Source organism: Streptomyces sp. JB150, from assembly GCF_011193355.1.
GTDB lineage: Bacteria > Actinomycetota > Actinomycetes > Streptomycetales > Streptomycetaceae > Streptomyces.
Genome location: NZ_CP049780.1, coordinates 571944 through 587504, shown reverse-complemented (window position 1 = coordinate 587504; position 15561 = coordinate 571944). Strand labels below are relative to the sequence as shown.

Genomic DNA, 15561 nt, shown 5'->3' with positions numbered 1-15561 from the left:
CCGTGTCCCGGCCAGGGAACCGTCATGACGAACACACAGGAATCTCCCGAGCTGACCCCGAGAGCCCTCCACACACCGAGTGAACCCACCGCCGACGACCGCGTCGCGCGGATACGGCGCCGTCTGGAGCGGCTGATCGGAATCGCCGCGACCGAGGGCAACGCGCTGACCGTCCTGCGCAACGGGGACGAGATCTTCCCCGCGATGCTGGCCGCGATCCGGGCAGCCGAGCACACCGTCGACATGATGACGTTCGTCTACTGGAAGGGCGACATCGCCCGCGAGTTCGCCGAGGCCCTCGCCGACCGCGCCCGCGCCGGGCTCAGGGTGCGGCTGCTGCTGGACGGGTTCGGCAGCCGGCTGATCGAGACCGAGCAGCTGGAGACGATGCGGCGGGCGGGAGTGCAGGTGGCGTGGTTTCGCAAGCCGCGGCATCTGTCCCCGCTGAAGCAGAACCACCGCTGCCACCGCAAGGTCCTCGTGGTCGACGAGGAGACCGCGTTCACCGGCGGGGTGGGCATAGCAGAGGAGTGGTGCGGCGACGCCCGCGACCCGCACGAGTGGCGCGACACCCATGTCGAGGTCCGCGGCCCGGCGGTGGACGGCATCGCCGCGGCGTTCGCGCAGAACTGGGCCGAGTGCCACGACGAGTTGTTCGACGAGCGGGACCGGTTCATCGAGCACCGCCCGCAGGGCGACGCGATCGTGCAGGTGGTGCGCGGCTCGGCCAGCCTGGGCTGGCAGGACATGCAGACCCTCATACGCGTGATGCTGGAGTCGGCCGAGGAACGCTTCCGCCTGGCCACCGCCTATTTCTCCCCGGACGCCTACTTCGTCGGGCTGCTGTGCGCCGCCGCGCGACGCGGGGTCGACGTGGAGATCGTGCTGCCCGGGCCGCACACCGACAAGCGGGTCTGCCGGCTCGCCGGGCAGCACTTCTACGAGGACCTCACCGCGTGCGGGGTGAGGATCCACGAGTACCAGCCGACGATGATGCACGCCAAGGTCATCACCGTCGACCGGGTCGCCGCGCTGATCGGTTCGACCAACTTCAACCGCCGCTCCCTGGAGCACGACGAGGAGGTCATGCTCGCCGTGCTGGACCCGGCTTTCACCGCCACCCTGGACGAGCACTTCGACGAGGACGCCGCGGCCAGTGAACTGGTCAGGCCGGGCCGCTGGAAGAAGCGCTCCCTCCTCCAGCGGACCCGCGAGGCGGCCGTGCAGCCCATCCGCCGGTTCCTGTGACCCCCGGCGCCGCGGGAGCGGTTCAGCCGCCGCAGGCCGACCTGAGCTTGTAGAACCAGCTCAGATACGCGCTGTGCGCGTCACGGCCCATGAGGCGCAGCTGTGAGTCGTCCGAGTTCTCCGGATGCGTGAAGTTGCCGCTGCCGATGCAGACGCGCGGGACGAGGTCGTCGTCGTACGCGCCGTCGATCATCATGATCTCGGTGTGCGGGATGATGCCGCGCCCGTCCCCGGTGATGCGGCAGGAACGGCGCTGGATGTGCAGTCCGTTGGAGGCGGCATGGTCTTCTGGCCGTCCTCCGTGCAGGAGCACTTCACCGAGTGCAGCGTGTTCACCATGGGGTCCGCGTCGGTCTTCCAGCGCGGGTAGAACAACGCCCGGTAGGTGGAACCGGTCGGCGTGGTCCACCCGTAGCCGGGGTTCACGGAGTCGGTGGTGCGGCCTTTGCGCAGGTCCTCGAAGCACGTCAGGCCGAGTACAGCTGGGCGTTGGAGAGCGTGGAGGCGTCGTTGTAGGACCGGAACAGGTACCAGTCGGTCGATGGCGGCGAGCCACGGATGGCGCCGTCGGCCGGTCCGGACAGCGGATCGTTGAAGACGGGGCCGTTGATGACCGCCTTGTCCCCGGCCGCAGCGCCCGGTCCGGCCGCTGTGGCCGCCGTCTGCCGGGCGGTGCCGGAGGGCGTCGGCCCCGGTTCGGCCTCGGCCACCCCGGCCAGGCCCAAGCTCAGGGCACACGTGAGGATGACGTGCGCGGTTCTGTGTGCATTGATGCTGCTCGGACCTTCGTCGCGCGTACGGCCGTTGCCGCCGCGCGTCACGGACAGCGCGGCTCCCCCCAGGCGTTCGGGCCTCCTCGGCACTGTCCCTCGCAACGCGGGCAGGCCTCTCTCGCCCGAAGTGCGAGCGACAAGCCTGCCCGTTCGGCAGCCGGGAGTCGTCAACTGCGCGCGGTATCCGGCGTCAACATTCCGCGGTACGAAGGCGGGCCACAGCACCCGATGGCCCGCGGTGCCCGGCGGTGGGCTGGTCACCCACCGCCCGGGTCAGGTCGATTCCCGCTTCACCAGCTCCGTCGGGAGGATCACCGCCGCCGGGTCCTCGCCCCCGATCTGGGCGAGCAGGACCCGCACCATCTCGGCGCTGATCCGGTCCCAGGGCTGCCGTATGGTTGTCAGCTCGGGGCTCGCGGCCACGGCGGCGGGGGAGTCGTCGAAGCCGCCGACGGCGACGTCCTGCGGCACCCGGCGCCCGGCCCGCGCCAGCGCGGTGAGCACGCCCTGGGCCATCAGGTCCGAGGCGACGAACACGGCGTCCATGTCGGGCGCCCGGGCGAGCAGCCGCTCCGCGCCCTCCTCGCCGCTGGCCCGGCTGTAGTCGCCGGAGACGATCAGGGCGTCGTCGACGGGCAGGCCCGCCTCGGCCAGCACCTCCTTGTAGCCGGCCAGCCGCTCCACACCGCCGGGCGTGTCGAGCGGGCCGGTCACCATGCCCACCCGGCGCCGCCCGAGGGACAGCAGGTGCCGGACCATGTCCCGGGCGCCGTCCCGGTCGTCGGCGGCGACATAGCTGACCTTCGAGCCCAGCCCGATCGGCTTGCCGCAGGCCACCAGCGGCACCCCCGCCTCGCGCAGCTCCTGCGCGACCGGGTCGCCGGAGTGGCTGGAGACCAGCAGCACCCCGTCGACGTGCCCGGCGGTGATGTACCGCGTGATGCGCCGCCGCTCGTCCCCGGTGCCCGCCAGCATCAGCAGCAGCGCGATGTCGTGCGCGGCCAGCGCCTGGGTGCAGCCGCGCAGCAGGACGTTGAAGTTGGGGTCCTCGAAGAACCGCTCCTGTGGCTCCGTCAGCAGGAAGCCGACCGAGTCCGAGCGGCCGGTGATCAGGGAGCGCGCGTGCCGGTTCACCACGTACCCCGTCTTGCGGATCGCGGCGTTGACCGCCTCCTGCGCCGCCGGGCTGACGTAGTGACCGCCGTTGAGCACGCGCGAGACCGTGCCGCGCGAGACACCCGCCTCGCGCGCCACGTCGTGAATCGTCGGCGGCTTGCGCCGACCCCCCGGATGGCTCATGGTCATGACTTTACGGCCCCGGACAGCAGGTCGAGGCTCCAGAACCGCTGGATGACCAGGAAGAGCGCCACCAGCGGGAAGACCGCGAGGAACGCGCCGGTGATCACCAGCGTGTACAGCGCGGGCGTGTTCGAGCCCTGCTCCAGGAGCGTGTGCAGACCGAGCGTGATCGGGAACTTCTCGTCGTCGCTGAGCATGATGTACGGCAGCAGGAAGTTGTTCCAGATCGCCACGAACTGGAACAGGAAGACCGTCACCAGGCCCGGCACCATCATCGGCAGCGCGATCCGGGTGAAGATCCGCCACTCGCCGGCGCCGTCCATCCGCCCCGCCTCCACCACGTCGGCGGGCACCGCGGCGGCGGCGTAGATCCGGGCGAGGTAGACACCGTACGGCGAGAGGATCTGCGGCAGCAGTACGGACAGGTAGGAGTCCGTGAGGTCGGCCTTCGCCAGCAGCAGGTACTGCGGGATCGCGAGGATCACCGGCGGCATCAGCACACCCGCGAGCAGCACGTTGAACATCGTCTCGCGCCCGCGGAAGCGGTACGTCGCCAGCGCGTAGCCCGCGAAGGACGACACCGCCGTGGACAGCAGGGCGCCGAGGATCGCGTAGAGGGCGGAGTTGCCCATCCACTGCCAGTACACGCCGTCGCGGTAGGCGTTCAGGTCGGAGAGGTTCTCGGTGAAGCCGGTGCCCGGCAGGAACGTGAACGTGGAGAACAGCTCGCTGCCGGACTTGGTGGAGGCGATCACCACCCAGGCTACGGGCAGCAGGCAGTAGACCGCGCCGAGCAGCAGCGTCACCGTCGGGATCAGCGCGATCCGCTGGGGCGGGGGCGGCCCCTGGGCGGTGCCGGGGGTGGTGCCTGCGGCGGGCTCGCTCTTGCGGACGGCCAGCGTGCTCATCGTGCCGCCTCCTGCCTCTGACGTCGGTTCGCGGCCCGCAGGAAGCCGAAGGACAGCAGCAGCGTGGCCAGCGCGATGATCGTGGCCTGGGCGGCCGCCGCGTGAATGTCGCCCTTGCCGAAGGCGTCCTGGTACACCTTCATCAGCGGACTCCACGTCGTGGACACGGAGTTGGTGAGCGGCTTGAGGGTGGTGGGCTCGCTGAACACCTGGAGCGTCGCGATGATCGAGAAGAAGAAGGTCAGCACCAGCGAGGGCGCCACCATCGGGATCTTGATCCGCAGCGCGATCTGCAACGGGGTGGCGCCGTCCAGCTTCGCCGCCTCGTACACCTCGGCCGGGATGGACCGGAGCGAGGTGTAGATGACGATCATGTTGAAGCCGGTGCCGCCCCAGACCGCGATGTTCGACAGGGCCAGGTACAGCGGCCCGCCGTCCAGCAGATCCGGCTGCGGCAGGCCCAGCCTGTCGAGCACGAAGAAGAAGGGGCTCACGTCCGGCAGGTACAGGAAGCCCCACAGCAGTGCCGCGACCACGCCGGGGATGGCGTACGGCAGGAAGATCGCGAGCCGGGTGAAGGGGGCGAGCCGCACCTTCTCGGAGTCGAGCATCAGCGCGAACAGCAGCGCCAGCCCCAGCATCACCGGGACGACGATGCAGCCGTAGCCGACGACGCGCAGCGCGCCGCCGAGCAGCTCGCTGTCGGTCAGGGCGGCGGTGTAGTTCTCCAGGCCCGCCCAGACCTCGCGGCGGGCGCCGGAGCCGAGGCCCAGGCCGGAGACCTTCACCTTGCGGAAGCTGAGCCAGACCGCGTAGCCGATGGGCAGGGCGAAGAACAGGGCGAACAGGATCGTGGCGGGGAGGAGGAAAAAGTAGGGCGCGCTGCGCGCTCGTTCGAGGGTGGTGGCGGGAGACGGGAGGGCGTACGGGGCCCCCTTGACCCCGTACGCCTTCCGGCGTGCCGTGCTGGTCACTCCGCGACCTCGAAGCCCTGCTTCTTCAGGTCGGCGACGGTGGCCTCCTGCATGGTCTCCAGGGCGGCGGTGAAGTCCGACTTGTTCTTGGCCGCGGCGCCGAAGGCGTCCTTGAAGGCGGTGTAGGCGACGTTCACGTTCGGGCCCCACGCGGCCGGCGCGGTCGTCTGCGCGATCTCCGCGGCCTTGGTGTAGAAGTCGGCCTGGTTGGAGAAGTACTCCGGCGACTCGGTGAAGGCGCCGCTGAGCTGGGCGGCGCTGGAGGCCGGGTAGATGCCGCTCTCCTTGGCGAGCGCGTTCAGCGCCTGACCGTCGGTGTTCAGCCAGGCGGCGAACTCGGCGGCGGCCTCCTTGTGCTCGGAGTCCGTGGTGACGGCGGTGGAGGAGCCGCCCCAGCTGCCGGTGACGTTCTCGCTCGCCGACCACTGGGGGAGCGGGGCCATGGCCCACTTGCCCTTGGTGTCGGGCGCGGCGGTGGTCAGCGTGCCCGGCGCCCACACGGCGCTGACCCAGGCGATCTGCTTGCCGGTGTTGAGCGCCTTGTTCCAGGAGGGGGTGTACATCGGCTGGTTGTCGATGACGCCCTCCTCGACGAGGCCTCCCCAGAAGTCGGCGACCTTGCGGGTGGCGGGGTCGTCGATGCCGACCTTCCACCGCTCGCCCTCGGTGGTCCACCACTTCGCGCCCGCCTGCTGGGCGAGGCCGGCGAAGAGACCGGAGTCGTTGGCGGAGAAGGTGGTGAGGTCGGTGTCCGGGGCCTTCTTCTTCAGCTGCCGGGCGGTCTCGGCGAACTCGTCCCACGTGGTGGGGACCTTCAGGCCGTACTTCTCGAACAGGTCCTCGCGGTAGTAGAACATCATCGGGCCGATGTCCTGCGGCACCGCGTAGACGGCCTCCGTGCCGAGCGTGGTCTGCTGCCAGACGCCCTCGGCGAACTTCTTCTCCGCGTCGCCGACCTCGCCCGATATGTCGGCAAGCGCGTCATTGCTGACCAGCGTGGGCAGCGCCTGGTACTCGGCCTGCACCAGGTCCGGCGCCTTGCCGGCCTTGTGCGCGGTGAGGATCTTGGTGACCAGTGTGTCGCCGGAGGCCTGCTTCTTCACCGTGACGGTGATCTGCTTCTCCTTGCCCGGGCCCTTGTTCCACAGGTCCACGACCTTGTCCATGCCGGGCGCCCAGGTCCAGTAGGTGAGCGAGACGGGCCCGGACCGGGCCTCGCTGTCCCCCTCCTCGCCGCCGCACGCGGCGAGGGCGGTGGTGCCGAGCGTTGCGGCGACGACGGTGGCCACGAGGCGAGAGCGCTTCGTGTTCGGCATGGATATCTCCCCTGACCTGGGCCCCCGCCTGTCACGGGGGCCTGCCATGCTTCTGTGAGCGTTCACAGTAGAGAAACATCCCGGACACTTGTCAATGGTTGTTGCTGTGCGGTTATGTTGGCCCCGCACCGCTATCCCTGTGTGTGCACGTTCCCAAATGATCGATTAATCGGGAGACATCCATGCCGGAGACCACCCCCAGGGGCCTCACCAGGCTCGCCTTCGGTGGGGACTACAACCCCGAGCAGTGGCCGGAAAGCGTCTGGCAGGAGGACGTCCGGCTGATGCGGGAGGCCGGCGTCTCCCTGGTGAGCGTCGGCATCTTTTCCTGGGCGCTGCTGGAACCCGCCCGCGGGGAGTACGACTTCGGCTGGCTCGACCGGCTGCTGGACCTGCTGCACGACAGCGGCGTCCGCGTGGACCTCGGCACCCCCACCGTGGTGCCCCCGGTCTGGTTCTACCGCGAGCACCCCGAGGCGCTGCCGGTCACCGCCGACGGCACCCGCTACGAGTTCGGCTCCCGCGGCGCGATCTGCCACAGCAACCCCGACTACCGGGCCGCCGCCGCGAACATCACCACCCAGCTCGCCGAGCGCTACGGCGACCATCCCGCGCTCGCGATGTGGCACGTGCACAACGAGTACGGCGTCCCCGTATCCGCCTGCTACTGCGACTGCTGCGCCGCCCACTTCCGCCGCTGGCTGGCGGACACCTACGGCACGGTCGAAGCGGTCAACGAGGCCTGGGGAACCGCCTTCTGGGGCCAGCGCTACACCGATCTGGACCAGATCAACCCGCCGCGCGCCACCCCCACCGTCGGCAACCCGGCGCAGGCGCTGGACTACAAGCGGTTCGCCGACGCCACCCTGCGCGAGAACTTCCGCGCGGAGCGGGACATCCTGCACCGCCTCTCGCCCGGCGTGCCGGTCACCACCAACTTCATGACCGCGCTCAGCCAGTGTGACTCCATCGACTACTGGGCCTGGGGCCGCGAGGTCGACCTCGTCACCAACGACCACTACCTGATCACCGACGGCCGCCGCACCCACGTCAACCTCGCCATGGCCGCCGACCTCACCCGCTCGGTCGCCGGCGGCGCGCCCTGGCTGCTCCTGGAGCACTCCACGTCGGGCGTCAACTGGCAGGCCCGCAACCCCGCGAAGGCCCCCGGTCAGATGGCCCGCAACTCCCTCGCCCATGTGGCGCGCGGCTCCGAGGGCGCCATGTTCTTCCAGTGGCGGCAGTCCCGGCGCGGCGCCGAGAAGTTCCACTCGGCGATGGTCCCGCACGGCGGCACCGACACCCGCGTCTGGCACGAGGTCGTGCGACTGGGCGCCGACCTGGACCGGTTGGGCGAGATCCGCTCCACCCGCACCCGCGCGGACGTGGCCGTGCTGTGGGACTGGCAGTCCTGGTGGGCGCAGGGCCTCGACTGGCGGCCCAGCGAGGACCACGACGCCCGCGAACGCGCCGACGCCTTCTACGAGGCGCTCTACGACCGCCACCTCACCGTCGACTTCGCCCACCCGGAAGCCGACCTGTCCGCCTACCCCCTGGTCGTGGTCCCCGCGCTCTACCTGATGACCGAGGCGGCCGGACGCAATCTCCAGGCGTACGTGGAGAACGGCGGCACCCTGCTGGTGTCGTACTTCTCCGGCATCGTCGACGAGCACGACGCCGTCCACGAGGGCGCCTACCCGGGCGCGCTGCGGGACGTCCTCGGCCTGACCGTCGAGGAGTTCTCCCCGCTGCTGAAGGACCAGACGGTCCGCGTCACCGGCCCCGGCGGGAGCGAGCTGCGCGCCGACGTGTGGACGGAGTTCGTCGTGCCGCGCGGCGCGCAGACCGTGTGGACGTACGCCGACGGCCTGACCGCCGGCCGCCCCGCCGTCACCCGGCACCGCCTCGGCGCGGGCACGGCGTGGTACGTCTCCACCCGCCTCGGGGCGGAAGGTCTGGACGCGGTCCTCGCCCAGGCCGCCGAGGACGCCCGCCTCGCGCCCAGCGCCGACCTGCCCCGCGACGTGGAAGTGGTCGTCCGCACCGGAGAGCGGGGCACCTACCTCTTCGCCCTCAACCACACCTCCGCCGACGTCAAGATCCCCCTGGAGACCCCCGGCACCGAACTCCTGACGGGCGAACGCGCCGCGGGCCGCCTGGAGTTGCCCGCGGGAGCGGTCCGGGTCGTCCGGCTGGACGGCTGAGCAGGCACCAGGGCCGGCCGGCCCCCGCACCACCTGGGCCGGCCGGCCCTGGTGGCCGCCCCGACTCCCCTCCACCCGTGCGAGCCGCAGGAGCCGCGGGTGGAGGGGCCGCCTCCACCGCTGCGGGCCACCGGCGCCCGGGAACGGGGAGGTCCCCATCACCCTCACGTCGAAGGGACGACGGACGACGATGTTCCATCCCAGACGCACCCTCAGGGCCCTGCTGCTGCCGCTGGCCGCAGGGCTCGCCCTGACCGCCCTCCCGGCACCGGCCGCCCAGGCGGCGAGCACGCTCACCAACGGGGGATTCGAGACCGACGGCACCGGAACCGGCACGCCCGGCGGCTGGTCGGAGTACGGCTCCACCGCGGCCTCCTTCACCGAGGCGGGCGGCCACAGCGGCGGCTACCGGCTGAGCCACTGGGCGTCCACCGCCTACAAGGTGGAGACGTACCAGTACCTCTCGGGCCTGACCAACGGCACGTACAAGCTGACCGCCTGGGTCCGCTCCGGCGGCGGTCAGAACGCCGCCTACATAGCCCTGAAGAACTGCGGCGGCGCCGAACAGCGCACCGACATCCCGGTCTCCGCGAGCGGCTGGCTGCGGATCGTCGTGCCGGTGAAGGTCACCGCCAACCAGTGCACGATCAGCGTCAACAGCGACGCCAACGCGGGCAACTGGATCAACGTCGACGACCTCACCTTCACCCCGGGCACGTCCGGCACCACCATCCACGGCGCCGACGTCTCCTCCCTCGCCAAGAGCGAGGCCCTGGGCGGGGTCTACCGCGCCAGCTCCGGCGCCACCGCCGACCCGCTCGCCGTCATGAAGTCCGCGGGCATGAACTACGCCCGGCTGAAGGTCTGGGTGAACCCGGCCGACGGCTACAACAACAAGACCCGGGTGCTCGCCCTCGCCAAGCGCGTCAAGGCGCAGGGCATGAAGCTCCTCGTCGACTTCCACTACTCGGACACCTGGGCCGACCCGGGCGCCCAGTCCAAGCCGGCCGCCTGGGCAGGCCACTCCTACAGCCGGCTCAAGACGGACGTGTACGACCACACGTACGACGTGCTGAGCGCGCTGAAGGCCCAGGGGACCACCGCCGACATGGTCCAGGTCGGCAACGAGATCAACGGCGGCATGCTGTGGAACGAGGGCTCGACGGACAACTGGCCCCAGCTCGCCGGACTGCTCAACTCCGGCTACGACGCGGTCAAGGCGGTCAGCTCCTCCACCACGGTCGCCCTGCACCTCGCCAAGGGCGGTGACCTCGCCGGCACCCGCTGGTGGTTCGACGCGGCCGTCGCGCACGGCGTGAGGTTCGACGCCATCGGCCTGTCGTACTACGGCTACTGGCACGGCTCGCTGTACGACTTCCAGACCACCCTGGACGACGCGGCCGCCCGCTACGGCAAGCCGGTGTTCGTCGCCGAGACGGCCTACCCCTTCCGCCTCGACAGCGAGGACGCGCACGAGAACATCATCGACCTCCCCGGCGAACTGGTCGCCGGCTACCCGGCCACCACCGCGGGGCAGACCAGGTGGATGAACGACATCACGAGCATCGTGGAGGCCGTCCCGAACCGCCGCGGGCTCGGCGTCTTCTACTGGGAGGCCACCTGGACCGCCGTGAAGGGCAACGGCTGGGACCCCACCGACCCGTCCTCCGGCAACGGCTGGGAGAACCAGGCGCTGTTCGGCTACGACGACCGGGCGCTGCCCGCGATGGCGTGGTTCGGCCACCGCTGACCCCGCCGGCCGGCCGCCGCTGACCCGCTTCGGCCACGGGCGCCCACGGACCCGGGGGTCCGGCCGCGAGAGGACACACCTCCGCGGCCGGACCCCCGGCCGTGCGCCCACCCCCGTAGATCGAAGAACCGTTCGATACCGGCCAAGAGGCACCGCGTCCGGGATGCGGTGTCTCGACCCCTGCCGCACCGGGCAAACGGCCAGTGAGGGGCCCGATCGAGGGGGACGAGATGCTGAGGACTCCCGGCAACGACACACGGCTGCGCATCCTGGAATGGCTCAAGGAGCCGGCCGCCCACTTCCCGCACCACCCCACCGACCCGGTCGGCGACGGCGTCCCCGCGGACGCCGTCGCCGCCAAACTCGGCGTCCCCCGCCCGGTCGCCGAAACCCACCTCGCCCTCCTCGCCGCCCTGGGCCTGCTCCGCACCCACCACGTCCGCGGCCGCGTCCACTACCGGCGCGACGACATGCGGATCGCGGAGGTGGCCCGGATCTTCGAGAAGGGGTGGTGACAGGGCCGAGGTGCCCGCCGCCGGCGTCCGGGGTTACGCTGCTGACCGCATGACAGCCCCGGACACCGGCAGCGCGCCCCCGCGCGCCACGCCCGCACGACGCCGCCCCGCCTGGCGTGCCCAGGCGCCGGTGGTCGCCGTGGTCGCGGCCGGCGGCGGCATCGGGGCCGCCGCCCGCTACGCCGCGTCCCTGCTCTGGCCCGCCGCACCCGGCGGCTTTCCCTGGGCGACCTTCTGGGTCAACGTCGCCGGCTGCGCGGCCATCGGCGTCTTCCTGGTGACCGTCACCGAGATCCGCCCGGCCCATCCGCTGGTGCGCCCGTTCGTCGGCACCGGCGTGCTCGGCGGCTTCACCACCTTCTCGACGTACGCCGTCGACATCCAGCGGCTGACCGAGGCGGGCCGCCCCGCCACGGCGTTCGCCTACCTCGCCGCGACCCTCCTCGCGGCCCTCACCGCCGTCGCCCTCGCGGCCACGGCGACCCGCCGGCTCCTCACCCGGAGGCAGCGATGAACCCCGACGCGGCTACGCCCCGGCCGGCCGGCCCCGCCCTGCGCCTGACCGTCCTCGTCGGCGAGCACGACACCTGGCACCACCGGCCCCTGGCCACGGAGATCGTGCACCGGGCGCACGTGGCGGGCCTCGCCGGTGCCAGCGTCTTCCGCGGGATCGAGGGGTTCGGCGCCTCCTCGGTCGTGCACACCTCCCGCCTGCTCTCGCTGAGCGAGAACCTGCCGGTCGCCGTCGTGATCGTGGACGCCGAGGACCGCGTCCGCGCCTTCCTGCCGCGCCTGGCGGAGCTGGTCACCGACGCACTGGTCACCCTCGACCCGTGCGAGATCGTCCGGTTCCCCACCCGGCGGGAGGCACCGTGAACTGGCTGCTGGTCGTCGTCGGCGGCATGATCGGCGCGCCGCTGCGCTATCTCACCGACCGCGCGGTGCAGTCCCGCCACGACTCGGTCTTCCCCTGGGGCACCCTCACGGTCAACGTCACCGGGTGCCTGGTTCTCGGCCTGCTGACCGGCGCGGCGCTCGGCTCCCGCTGGGGGCTGCTGCTCGGCACGGGCCTGTGCGGCGCCCTGACCACGTACTCGACCTTCTCGTACGAGACGCTGCGCCTCGCCGAGACCGGCGCGCGGCTGTACGCGGCGCTCAACGTGGCGGCGAGCGTGCTCGCCGGCCTCGCGGCGGCGTGCGCGGGGGTCGCGCTGGCCCACGCCGTGTGAAAGTGGTCACATCAGCCGTCCACCCCGCTGAATCTTTCCCTTGACAGGCCCCCGGCGTTGCCCGCAGGATCGACCACCGTGAACCTGTCAGACAGCCAGACAGGTGGTCCGGGCCCGCGGCGCGTCAGCGCCATGGAAGCGGTGCTCACCCACCTTCGCGGCGCGATCGAGCGCGGCGAGTACGCGATCGGCGACAAGCTGCCCTCCGAGGCGGAACTCTGCCGCACCCTCGAGGTCTCCCGGCCCGTGCTGCGCGAGGCGCTGCGCGCCCTGCAGGCGCTCGGTCTGACCGTGGCCAAGACCGGCAAGGGCACCTTCGTGGTCGCCAGCAGCGTCGAGGACCCCACCTTCGGCGACTACGCGGCCAGCGATCTGCTGGAGGTGCGCCGGCACGTCGAGATCCCGGTCGCCGGGTACGCGGCCCTGCGCCGCACCCCCGAGAACCTCGACCACCTGGCCCATCTGCTCGACCGCATGGAGCGGGAGACCGACACCACCGCGTGGGTCGCGATGGACACCCTCTTCCATCTGGCCGTGGCCGAGGCCGCCCAGAACCCGGTGTTCCGCCGGGTCATCGAGGAGATCCGGGACGCCCTCGCCCGCCAGTCCGCGTTCCTGAACGAGGTCGGCGGCCGGCGCGAGCAGTCCAACCGCGAGCACCGGGCCATCGTCGAGGCGCTGATCGACGGTTCCGAGCACGACGCCGTCGAGGCGATGTCCCACCACCTCGACCGCGTCGAGACCACCCTCACCCACATCGTGCGATCCCCACGCACCGGCACCACCACGGAAGGCGGACCCGAGCGTTGAGCGAGCAGTCCCTGCACAAGGATGTGCGGACCGGGCACGGCGACGGCGTGCAGAAACGTTCCGTCCATGTCGACGCCGGAGACGAGGGCTACAGCAAGTCCCTCAAGTCCCGGCACGTCAACATGATCGCCATCGGCGGCGCCATCGGCACCGGCCTCTTCCTCGGCGCGGGCGGCCGGCTCGCCGACGCCGGTCCCTCCCTCTTCATCGCCTACGCGGTCTGCGGCCTCTTCGCCTTCCTCGTCGTGCGCGCCCTCGGCGAACTCGTGCTCCACCGGCCCTCCTCCGGCGCCTTCGTCTCGTACGCCCGCGAGTTCATGGGCGAGAAGGGCGCGTACACCGCGGGCTGGATGTACTTCCTCAACTGGGCCACCACCGGCATCGCCGACATCACCGCCGTGGCCACCTACACCCACTACTGGGGCATGTTCTCCGACATCCCGCAGTGGGTGCTCGCGCTGATCGCGCTCGCCGTCGTGCTCACCGTGAACCTGATCTCGGTGAAGATCTTCGGCGAACTGGAGTTCTGGTTCGCCATCGTCAAGGTCGGCGCGCTCGTCGTCTTCCTGTGCATCGGCGTCTTCCTGCTGGTCACCCAGCACCCCGTCGACGGCCACACCCCCGGCCCGTCGCTGATCACCGACAACGGCGGCGTCTTCCCCAACGGCCTGCTGCCCATGCTGCTGATCGTCCAGGGCGTCGTCTTCGCCTACGCCTCCGTCGAGCTGGTCGGCGTCGCCGCCGGCGAGACCGAGAACCCCGAGAAGATCATGCCGAAGGCGATCAACTCGATCATGTGGCGCGTCGGCCTGTTCTACGTCGGCTCGGTCGTGCTGCTGTCGATGCTGCTGCCCTGGTCGTCGTACAAGGCGGGCGAGAGCCCCTTCGTCACCGTGCTCTCCAACATCGGCGTGCCCGCCGCCGGCGGCATCATGAACCTCGTCGTGCTCACCGCGGCGATGTCCTCGCTCAACTCCGGCCTGTACTCCACCGGCCGCATCCTGCGCTCCATGGCGATGTCCGGCTCCGCCCCCAGGTTCACGAGCGTCATGAGCCGCAGCAAGGTCCCCTACGGCGGCATCCTGCTCACCAGCGGCTTCTGCGTCCTCGGCGTCGGCCTCAACTTCGTCGTCCCGGCCGAGGCGTTCGAGATCGTGCTGAACTTCGCCGCGATCGGCATCCTCGCCACCTGGGGCATGATCATGGTTTGCCACCTGCTGTTCTGGCGGAAGACCCAGCGGGGCGAGCTGGACCGCCCCGGCTACCGCCTCCCCGGATCCCCCTGGACCGAGCTCGTGACGCTGGCGTTCCTCGCCTCCGTCCTGGTCCTCATGTACGCCGACGGCGGCGCCGGACGCACCACCGTGCTGTGCCTGCCGCTGATCGTCGCCGCCCTGGTCGCGGGCTGGTACGCCGTCCGCGGCCGCACCGGCACCACCCCGCCCGCCCAGGCCGACGCGTGACCCCGCCCAGGCCGACACCCACCCACCGATGAACCAGGCAGTGATGTACAGCAGTTCCGCCGCGGACGCACCCCTCGTCCGTGAACCCCTGCACGCCCCCGTCGCCCACCTCGTCCGCGGCGGGGTCGTCGAGGGCATCCACTACGGCTCCCTCGTCGTCCTCGACTCCGATGGCCGGGTCACCCTCCAGCTCGGCGACATCGAGGCCGCGTTCTACCCGCGCTCGGCGCTCAAGCCGGTCCAGGCCGTCGCCATGGTCCGGGCCGGGCTGCCGCTCGACGGGGAACTGCTGTCCCTCGCCGCCGCCAGCCACTCCGGCGAGGAACGCCACCTCACCGGCGCCCGGCGCATCCTGGAACTGGCCGGCCTCACCGAGGACGACCTGCGCAACACGCCCGACCTGCCGTTCGACCCCGCCGTGCGGGACACCTGGGTGCGCGAGGGACGCCGGCCCTCCCGGCTCGCCCAGAACTGCTCCGGCAAGCACGCCGCCATGCTGTACGTCTGCCGGCTCAACGGCTGGTCCCTGGACGACTATCTCGACCCCGAGCACCCCCTCCAGCAGGCGATCGCCGAGATCGTCGAGGACCTGACCGGGCAGCGGGTCGCCGCGGTCACCGTCGACGGCTGCGGCGCGCCGCTGTTCTCCGTCTCCCTGCACGGGCTCGCGCGCGCCGTCGCCCGGATCACCACCGCGGCGCCGGGCACGCCGGAGGCGCGGGTCGCCGACGCCATGCGCGACCACGCGGAAATGGCCTCCGGCTCGGGCCGGGACGTGGCCGCGCTGATGCGGGCCGTGCCGGGGCTGCTCGCCAAGGACGGCTTCGAAGGCGTCCAGGTCGCCGCGCTGCCCGACGGGCGGGCCGTCGCCGTGAAGATCTCCGACGGGGCGAACCGGGCGCGGATTCCCGTCGCCGCGGCGGCGCTCGCCCGCGCGGGCGTGGACCCGGCACTGCTGACCGGGTTTGCCGGGGAGCCGCTGCTCGGTGGCGGGCAGCCGGTGGGGTCTGTACGGGTGGTCCGGGCGCTGGACCCGGTGTCCGTGTAGGCGCCGATGCCGAGTGGGGGGCTG

At 71.4% G+C, this 15561-nt stretch carries 16 protein-coding genes; 10 read left to right on the top strand and 6 right to left on the bottom strand.

Annotated features, from left to right (window positions below; translation table 11 throughout):
• Positions 1 to 24 precede the first annotated feature (24 nt).
• Complete coding sequence (locus tag G7Z13_RS02750; protein WP_165995677.1) at positions 25 to 1248, top strand: phospholipase D-like domain-containing protein; 1224 nt, start codon at positions 25 to 27, stop codon at positions 1246 to 1248.
• Between the two features lie 22 nt (positions 1249 to 1270).
• Here G7Z13_RS02750 and G7Z13_RS02745 read toward each other — a convergent pair whose 3' ends face one another.
• The 6 genes from G7Z13_RS02745 to G7Z13_RS02720 form a co-directional block, all read right to left on the bottom strand.
• Positions 1271 to 1561, bottom strand: a complete 291-nt coding sequence (locus tag G7Z13_RS02745; RefSeq protein WP_165995675.1) for a hypothetical protein — start codon at positions 1559 to 1561, stop codon at positions 1271 to 1273.
• Positions 1562 to 1715: 154 nt separating this feature from the next.
• Positions 1716 to 1958, bottom strand: coding sequence for a hypothetical protein (locus tag G7Z13_RS02740; RefSeq protein WP_165995673.1), 243 nt, complete (start codon positions 1956 to 1958; stop codon positions 1716 to 1718).
• Positions 1959 to 2294: 336 nt separating this feature from the next.
• The gene (locus G7Z13_RS02735) at positions 2295 to 3326 is read right to left on the bottom strand and encodes a LacI family DNA-binding transcriptional regulator (RefSeq protein ID WP_165995670.1); all 1032 of its coding nucleotides are present in this window, start codon (positions 3324 to 3326) and stop codon (positions 2295 to 2297) included.
• Positions 3323 to 4228, bottom strand: a complete 906-nt coding sequence (locus G7Z13_RS02730) for a carbohydrate ABC transporter permease (protein ID WP_165995668.1) — start codon at positions 4226 to 4228, stop codon at positions 3323 to 3325. Before G7Z13_RS02730 ends, G7Z13_RS02735 begins: the two co-directional genes overlap by 4 nt.
• Entirely contained in the window at positions 4225 to 5202 is a 978-nt protein-coding gene (locus tag G7Z13_RS02725; protein ID WP_165995666.1) for a sugar ABC transporter permease, read from the bottom strand. The genes G7Z13_RS02730 and G7Z13_RS02725 overlap by 4 nt, the downstream gene beginning before the upstream one ends.
• A complete protein-coding gene (locus G7Z13_RS02720; protein ID WP_165995664.1) occupies positions 5199 to 6518 on the bottom strand; it encodes an extracellular solute-binding protein in 1320 nt (439 codons plus the stop codon). The genes G7Z13_RS02725 and G7Z13_RS02720 overlap by 4 nt, the downstream gene beginning before the upstream one ends.
• Before the next feature lie 182 nt (positions 6519 to 6700).
• On the opposite strand from G7Z13_RS02720, the gene G7Z13_RS02715 reads away from it, so the two are divergent.
• The 9 genes from G7Z13_RS02715 to G7Z13_RS02675 all read left to right on the top strand — a co-directional run bounded on the left by G7Z13_RS02715 (position 6701) and on the right by G7Z13_RS02675 (position 15537).
• The gene (locus G7Z13_RS02715; RefSeq protein ID WP_165995662.1) at positions 6701 to 8722 is read left to right on the top strand and encodes a beta-galactosidase; all 2022 of its coding nucleotides are present in this window, start codon (positions 6701 to 6703) and stop codon (positions 8720 to 8722) included.
• A gap of 190 nt (positions 8723 to 8912) precedes the next feature.
• Positions 8913 to 10472, top strand: a complete 1560-nt coding sequence (locus G7Z13_RS02710) for an arabinogalactan endo-1,4-beta-galactosidase (RefSeq protein WP_165995660.1) — start codon at positions 8913 to 8915, stop codon at positions 10470 to 10472.
• Between the two features lie 230 nt (positions 10473 to 10702).
• Positions 10703 to 10987 (top strand): helix-turn-helix domain-containing protein, encoded by a 285-nt coding sequence (locus tag G7Z13_RS02705; RefSeq protein ID WP_165995658.1) that lies wholly within the window; start codon positions 10703 to 10705, stop codon positions 10985 to 10987.
• Between the two features lie 49 nt (positions 10988 to 11036).
• Positions 11037 to 11501 (top strand): fluoride efflux transporter CrcB, encoded by a 465-nt coding sequence (gene crcB / locus G7Z13_RS02700; protein WP_165995656.1) that lies wholly within the window; start codon positions 11037 to 11039, stop codon positions 11499 to 11501.
• Positions 11498 to 11863, top strand: a complete 366-nt coding sequence (locus G7Z13_RS02695) for a DUF190 domain-containing protein (RefSeq protein ID WP_165995654.1) — start codon at positions 11498 to 11500, stop codon at positions 11861 to 11863. Before crcB (G7Z13_RS02700) ends, G7Z13_RS02695 begins: the two co-directional genes overlap by 4 nt.
• Positions 11860 to 12216, top strand: a complete 357-nt coding sequence (gene crcB, locus G7Z13_RS02690) for a fluoride efflux transporter CrcB (protein ID WP_165995652.1) — start codon at positions 11860 to 11862, stop codon at positions 12214 to 12216. Before G7Z13_RS02695 ends, crcB (G7Z13_RS02690) begins: the two co-directional genes overlap by 4 nt.
• Before the next feature lie 132 nt (positions 12217 to 12348).
• On the top strand, positions 12349 to 13026 hold the full coding sequence (locus G7Z13_RS02685) for a FadR/GntR family transcriptional regulator (protein ID WP_166004556.1): 678 nt from the start codon (positions 12349 to 12351) through the stop codon (positions 13024 to 13026).
• Positions 13027 to 13049: 23 nt separating this feature from the next.
• Positions 13050 to 14489: an amino acid permease gene (locus G7Z13_RS02680; protein ID WP_166004554.1), complete on the top strand. Its 1440-nt coding sequence runs from the start codon at positions 13050 to 13052 to the stop codon at positions 14487 to 14489.
• A 43-nt stretch (positions 14490 to 14532) separates the two neighbouring features.
• The gene (locus G7Z13_RS02675; RefSeq protein ID WP_166004552.1) at positions 14533 to 15537 is read left to right on the top strand and encodes an asparaginase; all 1005 of its coding nucleotides are present in this window, start codon (positions 14533 to 14535) and stop codon (positions 15535 to 15537) included.
• Positions 15538 to 15561 lie beyond the last annotated feature (24 nt).

Bases quoted from the DNA above. Each gene is read 5' to 3' on its own strand.
- G7Z13_RS02720 (WP_165995664.1), bottom strand. From the start codon at position 6,518: ATGCCGAACACGAAGCGCTCTCGCCTCGTGGCCACCGTCGTCGCCGCA.
- G7Z13_RS02710 (WP_165995660.1), top strand. From the start codon at position 8,913: ATGTTCCATCCCAGACGCACCCTCAGGGCCCTGCTGCTGCCGCTGGCC.
- G7Z13_RS02705 (WP_165995658.1), top strand. From the start codon at position 10,703: ATGCTGAGGACTCCCGGCAACGACACACGGCTGCGCATCCTGGAATGG.
- G7Z13_RS02695 (WP_165995654.1), top strand. From the start codon at position 11,498: ATGAACCCCGACGCGGCTACGCCCCGGCCGGCCGGCCCCGCCCTGCGC.
- G7Z13_RS02715 (WP_165995662.1), top strand. From the start codon at position 6,701: ATGCCGGAGACCACCCCCAGGGGCCTCACCAGGCTCGCCTTCGGTGGG.
- G7Z13_RS02730 (WP_165995668.1), bottom strand. From the start codon at position 4,228: ATGAGCACGCTGGCCGTCCGCAAGAGCGAGCCCGCCGCAGGCACCACC.
- crcB (WP_165995656.1), top strand. From the start codon at position 11,037: ATGACAGCCCCGGACACCGGCAGCGCGCCCCCGCGCGCCACGCCCGCA.
- G7Z13_RS02675 (WP_166004552.1), top strand. From the start codon at position 14,533: ATGTACAGCAGTTCCGCCGCGGACGCACCCCTCGTCCGTGAACCCCTG.
- G7Z13_RS02685 (WP_166004556.1), top strand. From the start codon at position 12,349: ATGGAAGCGGTGCTCACCCACCTTCGCGGCGCGATCGAGCGCGGCGAG.
- G7Z13_RS02750 (WP_165995677.1), top strand. From the start codon at position 25: ATGACGAACACACAGGAATCTCCCGAGCTGACCCCGAGAGCCCTCCAC.
- G7Z13_RS02735 (WP_165995670.1), bottom strand. From the start codon at position 3,326: ATGACCATGAGCCATCCGGGGGGTCGGCGCAAGCCGCCGACGATTCAC.